Annotated in this window: 23 protein-coding genes; 10 read left to right on the forward strand and 13 right to left on the reverse strand. The window is 63.1% G+C overall.

Translation table 11 applies throughout. The features are described from left to right. The first annotated feature begins 62 nt into the window (after positions 1-62). Positions 63-569 carry a tRNA (N6-threonylcarbamoyladenosine(37)-N6)-methyltransferase TrmO gene (gene tsaA, locus NKI88_RS14510; RefSeq protein WP_352655804.1) on the forward strand — a complete coding sequence of 169 codons (507 nt, stop codon included), beginning with the start codon at positions 63-65 and terminating at the stop codon, positions 567-569. Further along, on the forward strand, positions 566-880 hold the full coding sequence (locus tag NKI88_RS14515; RefSeq protein WP_023668245.1) for a DUF2293 domain-containing protein: 315 nt from the start codon (positions 566-568) through the stop codon (positions 878-880). Before tsaA ends, NKI88_RS14515 begins: the two co-directional genes overlap by 4 nt. Before the next feature lie 6 nt (positions 881-886). Here the strand turns inward: NKI88_RS14515 and NKI88_RS14520 are convergent, their stop codons facing one another. After that, positions 887-1,393, reverse strand: a complete 507-nt coding sequence (locus NKI88_RS14520) for a hypothetical protein (protein ID WP_023682159.1) — start codon at positions 1,391-1,393, stop codon at positions 887-889. Positions 1,394-1,545: 152 nt separating this feature from the next. On the opposite strand from NKI88_RS14520, the gene NKI88_RS14525 reads away from it, so the two are divergent. After that, positions 1,546-2,508 carry a D-amino acid aminotransferase gene (locus NKI88_RS14525; RefSeq protein ID WP_023668243.1) on the forward strand — a complete coding sequence of 321 codons (963 nt, stop codon included), beginning with the start codon at positions 1,546-1,548 and terminating at the stop codon, positions 2,506-2,508. Positions 2,509-2,653: 145 nt separating this feature from the next. After that, complete coding sequence (locus NKI88_RS14530; RefSeq protein WP_352655806.1) at positions 2,654-3,496, forward strand: SDR family oxidoreductase; 843 nt, start codon at positions 2,654-2,656, stop codon at positions 3,494-3,496. A gap of 59 nt (positions 3,497-3,555) precedes the next feature. On the opposite strand, the gene NKI88_RS14535 is transcribed toward NKI88_RS14530, so the two are convergent. Beyond that, the gene (locus NKI88_RS14535; protein WP_352655808.1) at positions 3,556-4,167 is read right to left on the reverse strand and encodes an MOSC domain-containing protein; all 612 of its coding nucleotides are present in this window, start codon (positions 4,165-4,167) and stop codon (positions 3,556-3,558) included. 196 nt (positions 4,168-4,363) lie between these two features. On the opposite strand from NKI88_RS14535, the gene NKI88_RS14540 reads away from it, so the two are divergent. After that, positions 4,364-4,930 carry a methyltransferase family protein gene (locus NKI88_RS14540; protein WP_023668240.1) on the forward strand — a complete coding sequence of 189 codons (567 nt, stop codon included), beginning with the start codon at positions 4,364-4,366 and terminating at the stop codon, positions 4,928-4,930. Here NKI88_RS14540 and NKI88_RS14545 read toward each other — a convergent pair whose 3' ends face one another. The 5 genes from NKI88_RS14545 to ettA form a co-directional block, all read right to left on the reverse strand. Beyond that, positions 4,931-6,052, reverse strand: coding sequence for a beta-ketoacyl-ACP synthase III (locus tag NKI88_RS14545; protein WP_023690850.1), 1,122 nt, complete (start codon positions 6,050-6,052; stop codon positions 4,931-4,933). 131 nt (positions 6,053-6,183) lie between these two features. Continuing rightward, entirely contained in the window at positions 6,184-6,972 is a 789-nt protein-coding gene (gene tam, locus NKI88_RS14550) for a trans-aconitate 2-methyltransferase (protein ID WP_023690849.1), read from the reverse strand. Next, complete coding sequence (locus tag NKI88_RS14555) at positions 6,969-7,235, reverse strand: type II toxin-antitoxin system RelE family toxin (RefSeq protein WP_023668237.1); 267 nt, start codon at positions 7,233-7,235, stop codon at positions 6,969-6,971. Before NKI88_RS14555 ends, tam begins: the two co-directional genes overlap by 4 nt. Continuing rightward, positions 7,232-7,480, reverse strand: coding sequence for a DUF6290 family protein (locus NKI88_RS14560; protein ID WP_023668236.1), 249 nt, complete (start codon positions 7,478-7,480; stop codon positions 7,232-7,234). The genes NKI88_RS14555 and NKI88_RS14560 overlap by 4 nt, the downstream gene beginning before the upstream one ends. Positions 7,481-7,542: 62 nt before the next feature. Next, a complete protein-coding gene (gene ettA / locus NKI88_RS14565; protein ID WP_023682166.1) occupies positions 7,543-9,192 on the reverse strand; it encodes an energy-dependent translational throttle protein EttA in 1,650 nt (549 codons plus the stop codon). Positions 9,193-9,426: 234 nt separating this feature from the next. Between ettA and NKI88_RS14570 the strand changes: the two genes are divergently transcribed. Next, complete coding sequence (locus tag NKI88_RS14570; protein ID WP_352655811.1) at positions 9,427-10,713, forward strand: GGDEF domain-containing protein; 1,287 nt, start codon at positions 9,427-9,429, stop codon at positions 10,711-10,713. Between the two features lie 5 nt (positions 10,714-10,718). Here NKI88_RS14570 and NKI88_RS14575 read toward each other — a convergent pair whose 3' ends face one another. The 4 genes from NKI88_RS14575 to NKI88_RS14590 form a co-directional block, all read right to left on the reverse strand. After that, the gene (locus NKI88_RS14575) at positions 10,719-11,333 is read right to left on the reverse strand and encodes a hypothetical protein (protein ID WP_031194875.1); all 615 of its coding nucleotides are present in this window, start codon (positions 11,331-11,333) and stop codon (positions 10,719-10,721) included. Between the two features lie 70 nt (positions 11,334-11,403). Then, the gene (locus tag NKI88_RS14580) at positions 11,404-12,411 is read right to left on the reverse strand and encodes a ribonuclease T2 family protein (RefSeq protein ID WP_352655813.1); all 1,008 of its coding nucleotides are present in this window, start codon (positions 12,409-12,411) and stop codon (positions 11,404-11,406) included. Between the two features lie 98 nt (positions 12,412-12,509). Next, positions 12,510-12,932, reverse strand: a complete 423-nt coding sequence (locus tag NKI88_RS14585) for a MarR family winged helix-turn-helix transcriptional regulator (RefSeq protein ID WP_245267064.1) — start codon at positions 12,930-12,932, stop codon at positions 12,510-12,512. Positions 12,933-12,955: 23 nt separating this feature from the next. Next, positions 12,956-13,843, reverse strand: a complete 888-nt coding sequence (locus tag NKI88_RS14590) for an alpha/beta fold hydrolase (protein ID WP_352655815.1) — start codon at positions 13,841-13,843, stop codon at positions 12,956-12,958. Positions 13,844-13,976: 133 nt separating this feature from the next. Between NKI88_RS14590 and NKI88_RS14595 the strand changes: the two genes are divergently transcribed. The 3 genes from NKI88_RS14595 (at position 13,977) to NKI88_RS14605 (ending at position 17,813) form a co-directional block, all read left to right on the forward strand. Then, the gene (locus NKI88_RS14595; protein WP_352655817.1) at positions 13,977-14,909 is read left to right on the forward strand and encodes an alpha/beta fold hydrolase; all 933 of its coding nucleotides are present in this window, start codon (positions 13,977-13,979) and stop codon (positions 14,907-14,909) included. An 82-nt stretch (positions 14,910-14,991) separates the two neighbouring features. After that, complete coding sequence (locus NKI88_RS14600; protein WP_352655819.1) at positions 14,992-16,167, forward strand: CaiB/BaiF CoA transferase family protein; 1,176 nt, start codon at positions 14,992-14,994, stop codon at positions 16,165-16,167. After that, positions 16,164-17,813, forward strand: coding sequence for a thiamine pyrophosphate-binding protein (locus tag NKI88_RS14605; RefSeq protein WP_352655821.1), 1,650 nt, complete (start codon positions 16,164-16,166; stop codon positions 17,811-17,813). The genes NKI88_RS14600 and NKI88_RS14605 overlap by 4 nt, the downstream gene beginning before the upstream one ends. Before the next feature lie 244 nt (positions 17,814-18,057). Here NKI88_RS14605 and NKI88_RS14610 read toward each other — a convergent pair whose 3' ends face one another. Next, positions 18,058-19,341: a cystathionine gamma-synthase family protein gene (locus NKI88_RS14610; protein ID WP_352655823.1), complete on the reverse strand. Its 1,284-nt coding sequence runs from the start codon at positions 19,339-19,341 to the stop codon at positions 18,058-18,060. A gap of 123 nt (positions 19,342-19,464) precedes the next feature. On the opposite strand from NKI88_RS14610, the gene NKI88_RS14615 reads away from it, so the two are divergent. Further along, positions 19,465-19,923, forward strand: coding sequence for an Lrp/AsnC family transcriptional regulator (locus NKI88_RS14615; protein WP_352655825.1), 459 nt, complete (start codon positions 19,465-19,467; stop codon positions 19,921-19,923). A gap of 48 nt (positions 19,924-19,971) precedes the next feature. Here NKI88_RS14615 and NKI88_RS14620 read toward each other — a convergent pair whose 3' ends face one another. Further along, the gene (locus NKI88_RS14620; RefSeq protein ID WP_023682178.1) at positions 19,972-20,943 is read right to left on the reverse strand and encodes an ABC transporter substrate-binding protein; all 972 of its coding nucleotides are present in this window, start codon (positions 20,941-20,943) and stop codon (positions 19,972-19,974) included. Between the last annotated feature and the right edge of the window lie 6 nt (positions 20,944-20,949).

The raw sequence follows: 20,949 nt of genomic DNA on the forward strand, positions 1-20,949 counted from the left end.
CCCGCCTGAGAGAACCGCTTTTCCCTGACGATCGGCTGGAAACTTGTGCTAGGGCGAAAGCCATGTTCGAGAAGCGCGACGGCGAAAAGCTCCTGCAGGCCGACCCGGCTGACATGCCGGCGGATGGCCATATCGTGTTCATCGGCCGCATCGCCTCGCCGTGGACCACGCGCGAAAGCTGCCCGAAGAACATGCGCGCCGCCCGCGAGACAGGACAGGCGGCCACCGTTCTCATCGACCCACCCTATCGCGACGGCCTGCTTGCGCTGGAGCGGGCCAGCCACATCGTCATCCTGTCCTGGCTGCATCACGCGCCGCGGGCACTGATTGTCCAGAGACCCCGCCATGCGGCTGAGCCGAAAGGCGTTTTCTCGCTGCGCTCCCCTGCCCGGCCGAACCCAGTCGGGCTGCATATCGCCGGCCTGATCGCCGTCGACATCGACCACGGCCGCATCGCCATCGACGCCATCGATGTGCTCGACGGCACCCCGGTGATCGACATCAAGCCCTATTTCGCCTCGACCGACGCCTTTCCCGAGGCGACCATTGCCGGGCGTGACGAAAAATGAGCGCGCCCACCGGCCGCCGCCGCGCCATCGCCAAGGCGCTGACCGCACTGCTGCCCCTGGCGCCCTATGCCGATATGGAGAAAATCCGCACCGAGGCCGGCGCCGTGCACATGAAGACGCTGCCGCCGGGCATCGCGGTCTGGCTGGCGACGATCGCCCATATCAGGCACGGCCATACCGACTATGAAAAGCTGCTGGCCGAGGGCTATGACCGCGACTCGGCGCGGTTCTTCGTCATCGAGCAAACAAACATGGTGCTGACCCGTTGGCGCGCCACGCGCCTGCTCGATGCAGAGGACGAAGAGGAATAACTTCAGCTACCGTCGCTTCAATACGGCAACCGCATTGTAGGGCTGGCCGTCGGCCTGGCCAACCCAGGTCCAGGACAGGTTCCCTTTGAAAAATCGGACGGTGATGCCGCCACCGTCGATGCACTTGTCCTGGCCGTAGCTGATGTTTTCCCGGTATTCCGCCGAACTGTCGTCGCGAGAAATCTGGGTCAACGATCCGCCGCAGCCGAGCGACGGATAGTCGATCGACGCGGCGCCATCGCCGATTGTCATTGCGATCGCCCAATCGGCGCCGGCAGCACCGGCCGGACTTTGATGACCGCTGCCGGTCCAGACGCCGTTGAGCCCCGCCGCGTTGACCACGCAAGGCACGTTCTGAAAGATCGGCGTCAGCTCGCTGCCCGTCTTCTCGCAACGATAGGTCTGGCCGTTCTGGCACAGCGCCTCGCCCTCGCGAGCGCATTGCGCGAAGGCATGGCCAGTGACGAAGACGAGGAAAATTGCAAAGCTGATGGTCCGAAAAGATCTGCCCATTTTGCCCCTCCCGGCCGGATATTTTCAAGCCGGACCATAGGGCATATCGAATGTGCTACCTAGGACAAACAGCGATGGTTGGGTGGCCCTATGCCGCCTGCAGGGGACCACTAGCTTGAATCTGCCGCATCAAGCCGAAGGGACCAATCGCCATGAACCGAAGCGCAGCAGCCGGTAGCATTGTGCCATTGCCGGCTTTGTCGGATCGCCATATCGATCCGCATTCCTATCCCGACGGCATCGCCTTTCTCGATGGTCAGTATCTGCCGATGTCGCAAGCCAAGATCTCGGTGCTGGATTGGGGCTTTCTGCATTCCGACGCCACCTACGACACCGTGCATGTCTGGGACGGGAGCTTCTTCCGACTCGACCTGCATCTCGACCGCTTCTTCGCCGGCTTGCAAAAACTGCGCATGACGATCCCGTCCGACCGCGATGGTGTGGCCGAGATTCTGCACAATTGCGTGGCGCTGTCGGGCCATCGCGCCGCCTATGTCGAAATGCTGTGCACACGCGGCGCCTCGCCGACCTTCAGCCGCGATCCGCGCCAGGCGGTCAACCGCTTCATGGCCTTCGCAGTTCCCTTCGGCTCGGTCGCCAATGCCGAGCAGTTGCGGCGCGGCCTGCATGTCGCCATTAGCGACAAGGTGCGCATTCCGCCGGTCTCGATCGATCCGGCGATCAAGAACTACCACTGGCTCGACCTCGTGCGCGGCCTCTACGACGCTTATGACCGTGGGGCCGAAACCGCATTGATTCTCGACTTCAACGGCAATGTCGCCGAAGGCCCCGGCTTCAACGTGTTCTGCGTCAAGGACGGCAGGCTGTCGACGCCAGCCGCCGGCGTGCTGCCCGGCATCACCAGGCGCACCGTCTTCGACCTCTGCGCCGAGGCAGCGCTTCCCACCACGGCCGTCGACGTCAGCGTTGCCGCGCTGAAGGCTGCCGACGAAGTCTTCATCACTTCCACCGCCGGCGGCATCATGCCGGTGACAGTGATCGACGGCGCTGCTGTCGCCGACGGCAAGATAGGCGGGATCACAAAGCGCTTGATGGCGCTCTACTGGCAAAAGCATGACGACCCGGCCTGGTCGAGCCCGGTGCGCTATCCCTGACCGGCGAAGGTCCTGCACCACACGATGACGTGACCAAAAAGATTCCCCCTCGCCTCTGGAAAATCGCTCGACGCACCGTATATCGCGGAAGCGGAGAAGCCTCCGCTTCCCAGTTCACGGCCCGCATGGGCAAGGATTCCACGTCATGACAAGCAAGGTTTGGTTCATCACCGGATCGTCGAAAGGCTTTGGCCGAGTCTGGGCCGAGGCCGCACTCGCTCGCGGCGACCGTGTCGCCGCAACCGCGCGCGATGCCGGCACGCTCGCCGATCTCGTCGCGAAATACGGCGATAATGTCGCCGCGATCAAGCTCGACGTCACCGACAAGAAGGCTGTCGATGCGGCCATCGCCGAGGCGCACAAGCGCTTTGGCCGGCTCGACGTCGTCATCAACAATGCCGGCTATGGCCATTTCGGCGCCATCGAGGAAGTCAGCGAACAGGAAGCCCGCGACCAGATCGAGACCAATATGTTCGGCGCGCTCTGGGTCACCCAGGCGGCTTTGCCGATCATGCGGGCGCAGGGCTCCGGCCACATCATCCAGATCTCGTCGATCGGCGGCGTCAACGCCTTTGCGTCGCTCGGCCTTTACCATGCCTCAAAATGGGCGCTCGAAGCCTTCAGCCAGTCGCTCAGCATCGAGGTCGCCGAATTCGGCATCCATGTGACGCTTGTCGAACCGGGCGGCTTCTCCACCGATTGGTCCGGCGCCTCGGCCAAGGTCTCCAAAGCGATCGAGGCTTACGCGCCGGCCCGCGCCAAGATGGCGGAACGCCGCGCCAACTCGGTCGCCGGCGACCCCGAGGCCACCGGACCGGCGATGCTTGAAATCGTCGACGCGGCCGAGCCGCCGCTGCGCGTCTTCTTCGGCGATGGCGGCCTGCCGATGATCAAGCAGGAATACGCCAACCGCATCGCGCTGTGGGAAAAGTGGGACCACGTTTCCGTCGAGGCGCAGGGCGCCAAGAAGAACCGCAAGGCGGCCTGAGCGCGTCTTGAAATCCGGCTGCGTCGCCCCGGCGGCGCAGCCCGTGCCCTAGCCCGGTACTAGGATCGATAAATCCACTGCTCGGGCACGCGCACCGAGATCTCGTCCCCTGTTGTCATACGACCCGGTTTCTCGACCCAGGCAACGAGGCCGCGCAGCCGTTTCGCCGCCTTCGGGAAGGCCAGCGCGCCGGCCTCCCGATCGGCCATCCCGGCGTTTTCGGCGATCGAACGTCCAGCAAGCCGGCAAGGCCCGTTCTGCGCATCGACCTTGATCGTCACGCCACCTCTAAAGAACAGCAGCGTGCCTGACGGCAGCATCGAGAGATGCGGCACGCCTTCGATCAGCAGATTGGCGCCGATCCATTCCGGCTTGATCTCGGCCAGCCCCATCCGCTCGGCAACGACGGCGAGTTCATCCGCTGCTACGATTGATATCTGCCGCTCGTTGCGGATTTCGGTGCCGCGCGGATACCAGGGTTCGCGACCGCCGGAACGACGGGTGGCGCCGGCGTGGAAGTCGCCGTCGATGCCTTCGAAACCGAGTTGCAATCCTTCCACTGGGCGCGTCTGGAAGTGATTCGACGGTGCGGCGTAGAGCGCCGTCACCCTGGCTACGAGTTTTCGCGCTGAAATGATCTCGATCGGAGCCTCAGGGAAAAGATCCAGCATGGCTTACTCCTTGTGCAAGGTCGCATTAGCGATAGCCATGAGCCCGGTCCAGTCCAAAGCAATGATGATCCGATCAAGCGGGCTGATGGCAGCCGATCACGATCTTCTTACCGCGGATCGCATATCCTATCGTACTGCGCCGCATTGCCGCCGTGCTGCACCGGCCTCATGGTGAGACAAGTCTGCGGAGGTTTCCATGCGTCCCGGGACTGCAATCGCGCTGCTTTGGCTGATCTGGGTCGTGTCCTGGTTTCTAGCCGCCTTCTGGGCCGACCCGGCGAAAAAGCGTGCCGGCATCCAGGAGGAGCTTCGCTATCGCGCTTTGTGGTTGATCGGCGCGGTGCTGCTGTTCATTCCCGCGCATGGCTATGCCGGCCGGCTGCGATTCTGGTTTCCGACCCTTGCCGAAGCGTGGATCTGCGCAGGGCTTGTTGCCGTTGGCCTGTTGTTCGCCTGGTGGGCGCGATTGCATCTCGGCCGTCTCTGGTCGGCTTCGGTGACGGCCAAGGCCGAGCACCGTGTCGTCGACACCGGTCCCTACAGAATGGTCCGCCACCCGATCTATACCGGACTGCTTCTGGCGATGCTTGCCACAATGGCGGCCAAAGGCACGGTCTGGGGAATCGCCGGCGCGATTCTTCTCACCATCGGCATCGTCATGAAGGCAAGGCTGGAGGAACGCTTTCTGCGCGGAGAACTCGGCAACGCCTATGACGATTATGCCCGCAGCGTACCGATGCTGGTGCCGTTCATGCCGGCCTGATTACAGCATCCGCAAAAGCGCGCCGCCGATCGAATAGCCGGCGCCGAAGGCGCACAGCACGCCGAAATCGCCGGGCTTCATGTCGGCGTGGTTTTCCGACAGCGCGATGATGGCGCCAGCGCCGGCGGTGTTGCCGAGCCGCTCCAGCACCATCGGCGCGCGGTCATGGTCGACCTCGTGGCCGAAGGCCAGTTTCAGGATCATGGCGTTCATTCGCGCATTGGCCTGATGCAGCCAGAATCGCCTGATGGCTTGCGGCGTCAGCCCGTGCTCGGCGAGGAATTCGACAATGAATTTGTGGCCGGCGACGGTGACTTCCTTGAACACCTTGTTGCCGACCTGTTTGATCAGATTGCCTTCGAGGTTGATCATGTAAGGATCGTCCTGGGCGGTGCGGGTGTGATAGCCCAGATTGGTGCGGATATTGTTCGACATCTGCGTCCAGGTGCGCGTGTCCAGCACCTCGAAACGCCCCGGCCGCCTCTCGCCCTCGCCCAGCCCCTCGACCACCATCGCCACCGATGCATCGCCGAAGATGAAATGCGTCTGCCGGTCGCGGAAATTGAGATGGCCGGTGATGATCTCCGGCGTGACCACCAGCACGCGCTTGTGCGCGCCCGCCCGCACCAGATTGGCCGCAATGTGCAAGGCGGCCGCGGCCGATGAACAACCAAGCCCCATGTCGAAGCCGGCGCCCTTGGTGCCCAGCGCCTCCTGCATTTCGATGGCGATCGCCGGATAGGGCCGCTGCTGGTGCGAGGCCGAGCAGATCACCAGGTCGATGTCGGAGGCTTTCAGCCCGGCATGGTCGAGCGCCTTCCGGGCCGCGGCCACGCCGAATTCGGCCTGCAGCGACAGTGCATCGTCCGGTCGCGCCGGGATGCGCGGCGCCATGCGAGTCGGATCGAGAATGCCTTCGCGCTCGATCACATGCCGGGTCTGGACGCCCGAGGCATGGACGATGAAGGCGCTGTCGGATTTCTGCAGCAGCGTCTCATCCGTGCCTTGCCGGCGCGCATTCTCCGTGTCGACCCAGGCATTGAAACTGGCGACCAGTTCTTCATTGGTGATCTTGGCTTCAGGGATTTCAACGCCAATGCCGCTGATGATGACGCGATGCATATCCAGTCCGTCCATGCGCAGGCGTTGTCGTTCTCATGTGAACGACCAGGGGGCGCGACACAACACTTTTCTCACCCCACCGGTTTACGCCGGCTTAAACCACAGGCTGTGGCCGGATGTCATCGGGAGTGCTAGCCGGCCCGCTTGGCGACGATGAAAATGCGCGGGAAGCGCAGCAGCACCTTGCCGTTTGCGGTCTTCGGATAGGCCTTGGCGATTTTGGCCGTGTAGCTGTCGAGGAAGATTTTGCGCTCGCCGGCGTCCAGCGGATCGAGGAAAGGCTTCAGCCCCGTCGACTTCACCCATTCGACGATCGCCTCGGCGTCGGTCAGCGGATGATTGTAGGCCGTATGCCAGATATCCACCCGGTCGGAGAGCGGCGACAAGAGATCATAATAGAACGACACCGCCGGCAGCGGTCCGCGCGCAGCACCTGCCATCTTGGCGGCGAACGGCATTTCGGCGGCCGTCTCGCGCATCACCTGATGCGACGGCTCAAGCAGATTGTCGGGCATCTGGACGGCGAGCGCGCCACCGGGGGCGAGAAAGCCCATCAGCCGCTGGAACACTACCGGGTGGGTGGGCAGCCACTGGAATACCGCGTTGGCGAAGATGACGTTGACCGGCTCGGCCGGTCGCCATGTCGAGACATCGGCGAGGTCGAAATTGACGCTGGGCAGGCGCGCCTTCGCCTTCTCGATCATGTCGGGAGAGGTGTCGAAGCCGCTGATATCAGCATCCGGCCAGCGCTCGACCAGCAGCTCGGTCGAATTACCCGGGCCGCAGCCGATGTCGACCACCCGGCGCGGGAAATCCACCGGCACCTGCGCAACAAGATCGCGCGCGGGCCGCGTCCGCTCATCCTCGAATTTCAGATATTGGGCGGCGGACCAGTCAGGTTTTGCGGCTGTGCTGTTCATCGATAAACCTCACGACGGTTGCCAACCTCCACGACCAGCACGACAAGCCGGCTGTCCTGGAACTGAGTAATGATCCTGTGGTCACCGACACGAAACCGCCAAGCTTCTTCCTTTGTGCCCGTCAGGCGCTTGGCAAGGGCTCTCGGATTGGGATGCGCTGAAACTCTCTGATTCAGGAACTCCAGGATGCGCCGTTGATCTTTCGTCGAAAGCCGTTCGATGTCTTTCTCGGCGCGCGGCGTGAACTCGACACGCCAGGTCATTCAGCGGCAGGCTTCTTGCGACGCTCCTCGGCTTCACGACGTTCGAGCTTCCGGATCACTTCATCCAGCGGAATGCGCACACCGTCATCATCTCTCAGGCGTTCGTCCGCAATTGCGGCGTCGTGCCAATCTTCGATGGCCTCGAGGATCGCTTCGGCTGCAACCTGGTCGGCGGTGCGACCGCTGGCCTTGGCCATTTCGGCCAGCAGTTTCTCGGCTTTTTGCGGCAGTTTGACTGTGATCATGGACGACTCCATCCGATCAATTTAGGTCAAACGCACACCGCCTGCAACGGATCGCCGCAGCCCTACCGCGTCAGCCTCTTGTACGTCATCCTGTGCGGGTTGACGGCCTCGGGGCCGAGCCGGCGGATCTTGTCCTGCTCATAATCCTCGAAATTGCCCTCGAACCATTCGACATGACTGTCACCTTCAAAGGCCAGGATGTGGGTGGCCAGACGGTCGAGGAACATACGATCGTGCGAGATGATGACGGCGCAGCCGCCAAAGTTTTCCAGCGCGTCTTCGAGCGCCGCCAGCGTTTCCGTGTCAAGGTCGTTGGTCGGTTCGTCGAGCAGCAGCACATTGCCGCCGGTCTTCAGCATCTTTGCCAAATGCACGCGATTGCGCTGGCCGCCGGAGAGGTTGCCGACCTTCTGCTGCTGGTCCCCACCACGGAAGTTGAACGATGCGCAATAGGCGCGGGTGTTGGCTTCGAACTTGCCGAGCTTGACCACTTCTGCGCCGCCGGAAATCTCCTCCCACACCGTCTTTGACGGATCGAGCGCATCGCGGCTCTGATCGACATAGCCGAGCTTGACCGTCTCGCCGACGCGGACAGAGCCGGCATCCGGGGTTTCCTGGCCGGTGATCATGCGGAACAGCGTCGTCTTGCCGGCGCCGTTCGGCCCGATAACGCCAACGATGCCGCCCGGCGGCAGTTTGAATTCCAGACCCTCGATCAACAGCGTGTCGCCAAAGCCCTTCGACAAGCCTTCCGCCTCGATCACCACATTGCCGAGCCGCTCGCCATGCGGAATGACGATCTGCGTATCGCTCGGACGCCGCTTGTCGGCTGCATCCAGCAGCTCCTGGAACGCCTGGATACGCGCCTTGGACTTGGTCTGGCGGGCTTTCGGGCTGGACTGGATCCACTCGCGCTCGCGGCCGATAGCGCGCTGGCGGGCGTCGTCCTCGCGACCTTCCTGCTTGAGGCGCTTGGCCTTGGCTTCGAGGTATTTGGTGTAGTTGCCCTCATAGGGAATGCCGCGGCCGCGATCGAGCTCGAGGATCCATCCCGTGACATTGTCGAGGAAGTAGCGATCGTGGGTGATGATCATCACGGCGCCCGGATAGGCGCGCAGATGCTTTTCGAGCCACGCCGTGGTTTCGGCGTCGAGATGGTTGGTCGGTTCGTCGAGCAGCAAGAGGTCGGGCTGACGCAGCAGCAGCTGGCAGAGCGCGACGCGGCGGCGCTCACCGCCCGAAAGCTTGGTGACCTCGGAATCCTTGGGCGGGCAGCCCAGCGCTTCCATCGCCATCTCGACCTGCTGTTCGAGATCCCACAAATTGAGCCGGTCCATCTCGTCCTGGAGCTTGGCCGACTCGTCAGCCGTCTCGTCGGAGTAGTTCATCATCAATTCGTTGTAGCGCTCGATGATGGCGGTCTTGGCGGCGACACCTTCCATGATGTTCTCGAACACCGTCTTGTTGGCATCGAGCGCCGGCTCCTGCGCGAGATAGCCGACGGTGGCGCCTTCGGCGAGCCAAGCTTCGCCGTTCCACTCCTTGTCGAGCCCGGCCATGATCTTGAGGATCGTCGACTTGCCCGAGCCGTTCGGGCCGAGGATGCCGATCTTGGCGTCGGGATAGAAGGAGAGATGAACATTCTCAAGCACCTTCTTGGTGCCATAGGCCTTGTTGAGGCCGGCCATGTGATAGATGAACTGGCGTGCCACGCGCGCTTTCCTTGATGATTGACCGAAATGTCGGATTGAATGGAGGTTGGCCGCTATGTAGGCGATGCCGGGCCGAACGGCAATCGCTTTTGCCATTTCAAGCCGGGTGTACACCGCACGTTAAGTTTTCCGCCGGTTGTGGGGAGCGTTGAAATCCCCGGTTAACCCTTCAGCGTCAAAACAGGATCGATCGCTGGCCTGTCGCGATCGAAAGTAAAGATCGGACCGAAGGTAGTGCTGAACAGTTTCCTGCTCCTTGCCGAAGCGGTCGTCTACTTCAGCGTCATGGTCACGCTGTTCCGCTTCAGGGATCGCATCGGCCTCGGCGTCTTCGTCTGCGCGCTGGGCGCCATGCATTTCCTCGAAACCTATCTCGCCAGCGTCTTCTACGTCGCCCTGCCCTTCGGCATGGTCTCGCCAGGCTCGGCGGTGCTGTTTTCCGGCAAGCTGGTGATGCTGCTTCTGCTCTACATGAAGGAAGATGCGGCCACGGTGCGCCAGCCGATCTATGGCCTTTTGCTCGGCAACGCCTTGATGATCGGGCTGGTCCTGATCCTGCGCCTGCACGATATTTCAGCCCTTTCCGACGGCAAGCTTCCCGATATCGGTTTCATCGACCAGTTGGGCTGGCTGATGGTGTGGGGCACGACGCTGCTCTTCATCGACGCCATCCTGATCATCCTGCTTTACGAAAAGCTCGGGCGTTATCTGCGCAAGGCGCCGTTCTCCCGCATCCTGATTTGCGTCGCCTGCGTGCTCACCTTCGACCAGGCCGGATTTTTCACCGCCCTGCATTTCGTCGCCGGCGCACCGATCGCGGTCTTCTTCGGCGGCTGGTTCGCGAAGATGGGTGCCGCTTTTGCCTACAGCGCCATGCTTGTCGCCTACCTCAGATGGTTCGAAACGCGTCAGGTCGTGGCACCGCGCGGGCTGTCCGACGTCTTCAACACCTTGACCTATCGCGAGCGCTACGAAGCCCTGGTCGAACATGTCGGCCGCGACGGCCTCACCGGCCTGTTGCACAGGGGACGCTTTGACAGCGACGGCGAACGTCTGGTTGCCGTCAGCCTGCGCACGGCCCAACCGCTCAGCCTGCTGATCGTCGACGTCGACCATTTCAAGTCGATCAACGATCGCTTCGGCCATGCCGAGGGCGACAGGGTGCTGAGATCGATCGCTCAGGTGCTGACCCAGGCGGCCGGCGCGCACGATCAGGTTTTCAGGATCGGCGGCGAGGAGTTCGCCATCCTTTGCTCGCAACCGCATGCGGTCGCCAGGTTGCTCGGAGAAAACCTCCGCCAGGCCGTCAAAGCGTGCGTAAACCGGTTCGACATCAGCGTCAGCGCCGGCATCGCCACTGTCGATGAGACCGTAGGCTCGCTTGCCGATCTCTTCGCCCTTGCCGACGAGCGTCTCTACAAGGCCAAGTCCACCGGGCGCGACCGCGTCATCGGAGAACCGAGGGACGATGCCGAAGACCTAACTGCGTGGACATTGCCCACGCGTGGCGTCAGCGGATAAGGTTGTCAGCTCCGCTTGCGCTGCTGCAACGCGCCGACCGCAACTGAAACGGCTATCAGCGCGATGGCCAGCCATTTCAGCACGGTGATGATCGGACTGGCATCGATGTCATAAGCGATGAACAACAGAATGCCGGGCACCAGCAGGCCGCACATGACCAGCATGATGCGGTTGATCTGCCAAGACACTTTTGCTGCCAGCGCTTCGTCACCGGCTTCGCCAACAAGACCGGCGCGCATCTCCCGGGAGATGGCCAACGCGCTCGACAGGCGCATGGAGATCGGCAAGCCAAGCCCGATTATGAGGAAGGCACACGCCGCCAGCAGAGCCGAGAATTTGAGCGCGCTGGTGTCGGCCGGCACCGGAAACAAAAGTGTCGCCAGCGGCAGGAAGACACAGACGATGCCGAGCGCGGCAATGGCGATGAAGATCGCGGCATTGACCCAAGTGAACAGCTGGTAGCGGCTTGCCCCGATCGGCGCGGCAAGCACGCGCATGCGCGCCCACTCGGCATCGGTATAGGAAAAGCCCGGCCATTCCATGCGGCCGTCTTTTATGGCGGTCATCCCCCTGGCCCAGAAAGCCAGCCGCGCCAGCGCGCCTGATGTCATGCCACTCATCGCCACCCCCGCCGAATGAAACGCATCCAGACCATATCACCGCGTCACTGCCAAGCGACAGACGGATATCCTACTGGAACCCGGCCGCATCGACCGAGCCCTTCGGACAGCCCGCCTTGGTCGTCGGCGCCGAGGCGAGCATGAGAGTGCCCAGCGAACTGTCGGGGCCGATCGGGCCGGTCAGGCCCAGCGTCAGCTCGCCGATCAGCCGCCTGCCGCTCGACGGATCGACCAGGCAGGAGACACGCACCCGCGCGCCCGCCCCGGCGCCGAAGGCGCTGTCGAAGGTGCTGCGGATCTGGTCCGAAGTGAGCTGCTTGCCGACATTCCTGGTGAAGAGCTCGCGTACCGGTGAGGCATTCACCGCCCGCATCAGGTTCAACGCCTCGGCAAAATACTCCTGCTGGCTCTTGCCGTAGCAGGTGCCGTGCTTGATCCATTCATGCCGTTCGAGCTTGGAGGCGGTGCCAGGCATCACCTGGTCGAGTTCGGCGCGCGTATCAGCATCGAGGTTGACCGGCGGCAGGTCGGCCCAATGGGCCGGATTATCATTGGCCTTGTCGCTCGCCGGCACCTGGCAATAGAAATTGCCGTTCGGTTGCGGCCACAGACCATGCAAGGTGAAATGCGACGCGTCGAAACCGCCCGCCGTCTGCGCCTGGCATTCGGGCTTGCTTGCCTTGGTTTCGCAGAAGGCCGGCTGCCAACTCAGCGCAAAGACATATTCGGGCTTTCCCGAAGCCGCAGGCTTCCCCTGATCGGGGGGCGGGGCCGGGGGGGGGGCCGCGCTGCCGCCGGTGACATGACCGCAGCTGATCTTGACCCAGCGACGCTCAGGATCGGCGCCCGGCACGCGGATGAGGTAATGCGTCGGCGCATCCTTGTTGCCGGCCAGGAAGTCGTAGCTCTGTCCAGCCGCTGTCGCGATATTGCCGGGGTTCTTGCCGCTTTTGATTGCCTGCGTCGCCGGGCAAGCCGCATCGGCCACGAAGGAGCCGCTCATCTTCACATCGGCGCGCGCTAGGCCGACACCGGCCAGCGCCACCAACACCGCACCCCATATCGCCGATATCCGCATTCCAGCACTCCTAGCGTTTCATAGCGCAAGCTAGAAACGTGTGACATGTCAGAATTACGATTTCTTTCGTCCGCCGCAAAAAACAATCGCTCGGTCGATCAGACCCCGCCCTCCTCGACCCGCTTCGTCAACATACGCAGCAGATCAAGCGCTGTCTCGAGCGCGCGAGCCTCGATGCCCTCGCTGATGCGGTTGGCCCAGACATGCTGGCGCGTGCCGATATCCCGGATCGCGGCCCGGCCGGCATCGGTCATCGCCAGGAGCTTCGCGCGGCGGTGCGCCGGGTTGTCCGCATAGGCGGCAAGCCCTTCGGCGGCCAGAATGTCGGCAAGGCGCTGCACGCTCTGGCGGGCAAGCCCCATGTCGCGGGCAATGTCGGCCACCGATTTCGGCTCCTTCAGCACCGCGCCCAGAACCTGCCAGCGCGCCGCCGTCAACCCGGCAGGCTCGGCCAGCCGGTCGGCCGCGTCGAGAAACCCGCCATTCAGCCGGAACACGGCAAGCACCAGTTCGGTGAGCACATCTCCGGCTTCGGTCCTGCTTGTCATTTCTGGCCGGCCTCGATGGTGGAAACGAAAGTGTTGACGGATTCAGCCACCGCCTCCGGCTTGTCAAGCATCACCCAATGGCCGGAACCGGCGACGGTTCTGTGGCCAATTCGGCTGCACAGCCGAAACAGGGCCGCCGCATTGTCATTGGCCTCCGTAGCCAGCACGAAGATCGGCCCGCGATAGGCGTCGAGCGTCGGTTCGGGATTCCATTCCGCCAGCGCCTTGCCGACGCCTGCCCGAGCCGCCGGATCGACCACCGCCGCATCGGCGAGGACCCGTTTGCGGACATCTGGATTGGATCCGGCGATCGAGGTGTAATAAGCGCTCAGGACGTCGCCGCCGTTTGGCCCCGCCAGATCGCGCACGAACCCGTCGCGAATCTCTTTGGGCAGGGCGCGCGGATCGGTCGCCGGATCGACCAGCAGGATGCCGGCAACACGGTCGGCATGGCCGGCGGCATAGGCGAGCGCGGCCCCACTGCCGCCGCTATGTGCAACGAGGACAAACCGCTTCAGGCCGAACGCATCGGCCACCGCACTAATATCGTCGGCACGGCCGTCATAGCCGTAGTCGGCATCAGCTGCAGGCGCCGATGCGCCATGGCCGCGAAAATCGAAGGCGACCGCCTCACGGCCACCTGCGGTGAGCTGCATCACCCGGTTCCACTGTGTGGCGCGGCTGCAGTCGCCATGCGCGAACAGGATCGGCAGGCCGTCGCCGGATTTGATGTCGTAGCCGGCAAGCTGGCCCTGCGGGCCGGCAATGGTTGAGGTCTTCATGGTCATCTCCCTGGTCTGGCTGGAAGCAATGCCGGGCAGGAGCATTGCGGATGAAAGGCTCGCCAGCAGAAACGCGCGGCGCGAAACGGTTTTCATGGTCATGCTCCGATCCAATTGACAGTATGCTGTCATATCACCAAATTGACAGCAAGCTGTCAATAGTGACCCCGGCTGATTTCGACCTCCCCTTGACGTCGGTCCCGCCGTCGCCCAACAGTCGCCGAGGGAGCGAGACATGGCATTTGACAAGCAGACGACGCTGGCCTCTCCGACCGGGGCCACGCTCAACCTCTATGTGAAGCACGCGGGGGGCTCTCCACGCGCGGTAGTCCAGGTCAATCACGGCCTGGCCGAACATGCGGCGCGCTATGCCCGCTTCGCCGATTACCTCAGCACCCGCGGCATTCACGTCTACGTCCACGACCATCGCGGCCATGGCGCGACCAAGGCGCCCGATGCCCCGCTCGGCAGGTTCGCCGGCACAGGCGGCCCGGCCAAGGTGATCTCCGATGTCGACGCAGTCCACGATTTGATTGCGAAGGAGCAGCCCGGCCTGCCGGTCATCCTGTTCGGCCATTCGATGGGTGCGTCGGTGGCGCTCAACTACCTGCTGGCGCACTCGCCGCGCGTCCACGCCGCGGCGATCTGGAACGGCAATTTCTCACAAGGCCTGCTTGGTCAGCTTGCACTCGCCATCCTCGCTTATGAGCGCTTCAGGCTCGGCTCCGATGTTCCCTCACGCGTCTTGCCCAAACTGACCTTCCAGGCCTGGGGCAAGGCGGTGCCCAACCACAAGACGCCGTTCGACTGGCTGTCGCGCGACGAGGCTGAAGTGGCCAAGTACATTGCCGACCCGCTGTGCGGCTGGGATGCCTCGATCTCGATGTGGCGCGATGTCGTGGAGATGGCGCAGAAAGGCGGCAAGGATGCGGGCTTTGCCGGCATCAGGCGCGACCTGCCCGTCAGCATCGTCGGCGGCGAGAAGGATCCGGCCTCCGACTATGGCAAAGGCATCGATCATCTCACCAAGCGGATGCGCGCGATGGGCTTTTCGAATCTGGTTTCAAAGGTTTACGCCGACACCCGCCACGAAAGCCTGAACGAGGTGAACCGCGACACCGTTATGGACGATTTCGCTGCCTGGGCCGATAGCGTGCTCAAAGAGTGACATCGCTGGCCTACCGCAAGGCCCGTGACAGCGGCATCCCGGGTTGATAGAGGCTGCGGTTCCGACCCGTTTTTGGTGATTTATGGCTGAACCTCCGCTGAAAGGCGTCCGCGTCGTCGAACTCGCCCGCATCCTGGCCGGCCCCTGGGCAGGACAATTGCTGGCCGATCTCGGCGCCGATGTCATCAAGGTCGAGAGCCCCGACGGCGGCGACGATACCCGCAAATGGGGTCCGCCCTTCGTCATGAGCCATGATGGCGAGAACCTGTCGGCCGCCTATTACCATTCCTGCAATCGCGGCAAGCGTTCCATCGCCGTCGATTTCTCGACATCGGAAGGGGCCGAGACGGTGCGCCGGCTGGTTGCCACGGCCGACATTCTGATCGAGAATTTCAAGCTCGGCGGCCTGAAGAAATACGGGCTCGATTACGAGAGCCTGAAGGCGATCAATCCAAAGCTCGTCTACTGCTCGATCACCGGCTTCGGCCAGGACGGGCCTTACGCCCCACGCGCCGGCTATGATTTCATCATCCAGGCCATGGCCGGCATGATGTCGATCACCGGCGAGGTCGGGCGCGAGCCGCAAAAGGCCGGCGTCGCTATTTCCGACATCTTCACCGGCCTTTACTCTGTGATCGCCATCCAGGCAGCGCTTCGCCATGCCGAAAAGACCGGCGAAGGCCAGCATATCGACATGGCGCTGTTCGACACGCAGATTTCCGCACTCGGCAACCAGAACCTCAACTATCTCGTCTCCGGCAAGGCGCCGGTGCAGATGGGCAATGCGCATATGAACATCGCGCCCTATGAGGTTGTCCCGGTCAGGGACGGCCACATCATCCTGGCGGTCGGCAATGACGGCCAGTTCGCCAAATTCTGCGCTGCCGTCGGTCTCGACCATCTCTCAGCGAATCCCGATTTCGCCACCAATCCGGCCCGCGTCGCCAACCGGGTGAAATTGCGCGAGCACATGATCGAGACGCTGAAGAACTGGGACCGAGACCCGTTGCTGGCCAAGCTCGAAGCGGCAAGCGTGCCGGCGAGCCCGATCAACAATATCGGCCAGATGTTTGCCGACCCGCAGACGATCGCACGCGGCATGCGCCTCGACCTCGACGATGGCCATGGCAATCGTCTGCCCTCGGTACGCGCGCCGATGGTGATGTCGGGCACGCCGCTCATCTATGAGCGTCCCTCGCCTCGCCTTGGCGAACATACCGAAGAAATCCTTGCCGAACTGGAGAAGTCTGGACGATGAAGACCGGTGGACAACTGATTGTCGACGCACTCGAGGCGAACGGCACCGACCGCATCTTCTGCGTGCCTGGCGAATCCTATCTCGCTGTGCTGGACGCGCTGCATGACTCGCCCATCCGCACCATTGTCTGCCGACAGGAAGGCGGCGCCGCCATGATGGCCGACTGCCAGGGGCGGCTGACCGGCCGGCCAGGCATCTGCTTCGTCACCCGCGGCCCCGGCGCCACCAATGCATCGGCCGGCATTCACATTGCCATGCAGGATTCGATACCCGTCATCCTGTTCATCGGCCAAGTCGCCAGCCACGCCAAGGAGCGCGAGGCTTTCCAGGAGGTCGACTACAAGCGCTTCTTCGGCGACATCGCCAAATGGGTGGTGGAGATCGACGATGCCGCGCGCATCCCCGAACTCGTCACCCGCGCCTTCGCCGTCGCGACATCGGGCCGCCCCGGCCCCGTCGTCATCTCGCTGCCGGAAGACATGCTGACCAGCCTGGTCGACGCGCCCGCGGCCTTGCCGCACACGCCGGTCGAAACCCGCCCCGGCGGAGCCGAACTCGATGCTTTGGAAAAGCTTCTGGCCAAGGCCAAGCGTCCCTTCGTCATCCTCGGCGGCACACGCTGGGACGAGGAAGCGGTGGCTCGCATGCGCACCATTGCCGAGGCCTGGTCGCTGCCGGTCGGCTGCTCCTTCCGCCGCCAGATGCTGTTCGACCATCTGCACCCGAACTATGCCGGTGATGTCGGCATCGGCATCAACCCGAAGCTGGCCACCGCCATCAAGCAGGCCGACCTGGTGCTGCTGATCGGCGGCCGCATGGGCGAGATGCCGTCCTCCGACTACACGTTGCTGAAAAGCCCCTATCCCGACCAGACGCTGGTCCATGTCCATGCCGACGCCGGTGAACTCGGCCGTGTCTACCGGCCGACGCTGGCGATCAACGCCTCGCCATCGGCCTTCGTCGAAGCCTTCGCCAAGCGCAAGCCAGCCTCCGCGCCAGCCTGGGCGGATGAGACGCCAAAGCACCATGCCGCCTACCTCGACTGGTCGACGCCGCCCGAGACCGGCCCCGGCCCGGTCCAGATGGGACCGATCATGAATTACCTGGAAAAGGTTCTGCCCGACGACGCCATTTTCACCAACGGCGCCGGCAATTACGCCACCTGGGTGCACCGCTTCCACCGCTTTCGCCGCTTCGCCACGCAGGGCGCGCCGACCTCCGGTTCGATGGGTTATGGCACGCCGGCCGCGGTCGCCGCCAAGGCGCTCCATCCCGACCGCACCGTGATCGCCTTTGCCGGCGACGGCTGCTTCCTGATGAACGGACAGGAATTCGCCACCGCCGTGCAATACGACCTGCCGATCATCGTCATCGTCGTCAACAACGGCATCTACGGCACCATCCGCATGCACCAGGAGCGCGACTATCCCGGCCGCGTCGTTGCCACCGATCTGAAGAACCCTGACTTTGCCGCTCTTGCCCGCGCCTATGGCGGCCACGGCGAGACGGTCGAGAACACGGCAGATTTTGCCCCTGCCTTCGAGCGGGCCCGCGCCAGCGGCAAGCCGGCGATCGTCGAGATAAGGCTCGATCCCGAGGCGATCACGCCGACGCGGACGATGACGCAGATCCGCGACGAGGCCTAAGAACTTCGTAGCGAAAGCCGAGTTCGTCACACCCCCCTCTGTCCTGCCGGACATCTCCCCCGCAAGGGGGGAGATCAGAAGTCACATCGGCCTTTGCCAATCACCAACGTTGAAGATGAGGGCCGGCGGTCAAGCTGCCAATCTCCCTCCTTGCGGGGGAGATGGCCGGCAGGCCAGAGGGGGGTGCTGTCCCGCCGACGCTGCCAAGGCGATCGCCCCTTTCCTGATATCTACAAGCGAGCTATCAGACCGCTGCCAGCGCCTGCGTCAGGTCGGCGATAAGATCGTCCGGATGCTCGACGCCGATCGAAAGCCTGACCGTCGTCTCCAGCACGCCGATGCGCTGGCGCACGTCGAAGGGGATGCCGGAATGGGTCATGGCCGCCGGGTGGCTGGCGAGTGACTCCGTGCCGCCGAGGCTCACCGCCAGCTTGAATATTTGCAGCCCGTTGAGAAAGGCGAAGGCCGCCTTCTCTCCGCCTTTGATATCGAAAGAAAATGTCGAGCCGACGCCGCTGCATTGCGCTTTGTAGGCCCGTCCCGCTGCCGTGTCCTCGCCCAGGAACGGCAGGTAATGCACCTTTTCCACCTTGGCGTGATCGCGCAGGAATTCAGCCACGAGCCGCGCATTGTCGTTGGCGCGCTCCATGCGGATCGACAGCGTTTCCAGCGAGCGGCCGAGCATCCAGCAGGAATGCGGATCGAGCTGCGTGCCGATTGCGCCGCGCAACGCCTTGATTGGCTTGGTCACCGCCTTGCTGCCCATCGCCGCACCGGCGATCAGGTCGGAATGGCCGCCGACATATTTGGTCAGCGAATAGACGGAGACATCGGCGCCATGTTCGATCGGCCGCTGGAACACCGGGCCGAGCAGCGTGTTGTCGCAGACGATGATCGGCGTTGATCCTTGGCTTGCGCCGATCTCGTCGGCAATCTTCCGGATCAGTGCGATGTCGACCAGGCTGTTGGTCGGATTTGACGGCGTTTCGATGAGAATGACCGAGACACGCCCCTTCGCCACCGCTGCATCAGCAGCGGCCCGCACCGCCTTCTCGTCGACGCCGTCGGCGAAGCCGACAGCGCCGATGCCGAAGCCGGACAGCGTGCGCGTCAAAAGCGTCTCAGTGCCGCCGTAAAGCGGCTGCGAATGCAAGATGACATCGCCCGGACGGGCATAGGCGAGCAGCGTGGTGGCGATCGCCGACATGCCGGACGAAAACAGGATGCAGGCGTCCGTTCCCTCATAGACCGCCAGCCGGTCCTCGACGATCTCGGAGTTGGGATGATTGAAGCGCGAATAGACCAGGCCGGACGCCGTGCCGCTCGGCGGCTCCTTGCGGCCGGATGTGTAGTCGAAGAAGTCGCGCCCCTCCTCCGCCGATTTGAACACGAAGGTCGAGGTCAGGAACACCGGCGGCTTGACGGCGCCTTCCGACAGTTGCGGATCGAAGCCATAGCTCAACATCAACGTTTCCGGATGGAGCTTGTGGTTGCCGATGTGGGTTTTCGACGGGCGCGGCGCGGTCATGGCTTTTCCTGCGTTCTAGAGGAGTCTCGTCCAGCAATTTATGCGATCCCGGTCCACCAGTCCTTGCTATTTTCGGCCTCGCATGGCTGCATCCCGGCAACAAATTGCCGAGCGAGAGCAAAAGTGCAGCAGAAGATAGCCGACGATTTCGACCGCAAGATCCTGCGCGAGCTGCAGGCCGACGCCCGCATCACCAACAATGAGCTTGCGGAGCGCATCGGCCTGTCGCCGTCGCCATGTTTGAGGAGGGTACGCCGGCTGGAGGAGGCCGGCATTATCCGGGGCTATACCACGCTGGTCGACCCGGCCGCGTTCGGCTGGAACATGGTCGCCATCGCCACCGTTCGGCTCAGCCGCCAGAACGAGGACGAGATCGTCATGTTCGAGGACACCATCCGCGGGTGGGAGGAGGTGCTGGAATGCCACCTCGTCACCGGGTCGCGCGACTATGTGCTGAAGGTGGTGACCGGCAGCCTCGAACAGTACGAGCGCTTCATCAAGGAAAAGATCGCGCGGCTGAAATGCGTCGCTTCGATCGAGACCAGCTTCGTCATGAACACCATAAAGGAACGGCGCCTCTGACATTTGGTCAAAGGCGCCGCTCTCGAGGTCGAAATTGCCTGGCCAGGCTTATTTGATCGCCTTGTCGGTGATGGCCGTGGTGTAGGCGCCGGTCGGCGCCTTGGTGATGATCTTCTGGTCGAGCAGCGCCTTGGCGGTGCGCTCGTAGGTCGCCGGGTCGAGCTTGCCGTCGGCATTGTCGATCAGCTTGGCGACTTCGCTCATCATCCGCTTCTGGTGGTTTTCGTCCTGGCCACCGCCGTCCATGACAATGCCCGCGGCCTCGTCATTGTTGTCGATGGCATATTTCCAGCCCTTCATCGAGGCGCGCACGAAACGCACCATCTTGTCTTCGAAAGCCGGATCCTTGAGCTTGTCTTCCGAGGCATAGAGCCCGTCCTCAAGCAGGTCGTTGCCCATCGCCGAGTAGTTGAACACGGTGAGCTGGTCCGGCTTGTAGCCGGCATCGATCAGCTGCCAGTACTCGTTGTAGGTCATGACCGAAATGCAATCCGCCTGCTTCTGGATCAGCGGCTGCACGTCGAAGCTCTGCTTCAAAACCGTGACGCCATCCGGGCCGCCTTCGGTCTTCAGGCCGAGCTTGTTCATCCAGGCGTAGAAAGGATATTCGTTGCCGAAGAACCAGACGCCGAGCGTGTGACCCTTGAAATCGGCTTCGGTCTTGATCGGGCCATCCTTCGGGCAGACCAGCTCCATACCGGCCTTCTTGAACGGCTGGGCGATGTTGACCAGCGGCACGCCCTTTTCGCGCGCGGCGAGCGCCCCGCCCATCCAGTCGACGATGACGTCGGCGCCACCGCCGGCGATCACCTGCTCGGGTGCGATATCGGGACCGCCCGGCTTGATGTCGACGTCGAGGCCTTCGGCTTCATAAAAACCCTTGGCCTTGGCGACATAGTAGCCGGCAAACTGCGCCTGCGTGACCCATTTCAGCTGCAACGTCACCTTGTCGGCGGCCATTGCCTGGAACGCGGCCAGCGACATCGCGCCGGCCAGCATCGGAATGATCAGTCTTTTCATGTTTTT

Origin of the sequence: Mesorhizobium sp. M0317, assembly GCF_040321555.1 — a bacterium.
Lineage (GTDB): Bacteria > Pseudomonadota > Alphaproteobacteria > Rhizobiales > Rhizobiaceae > Mesorhizobium.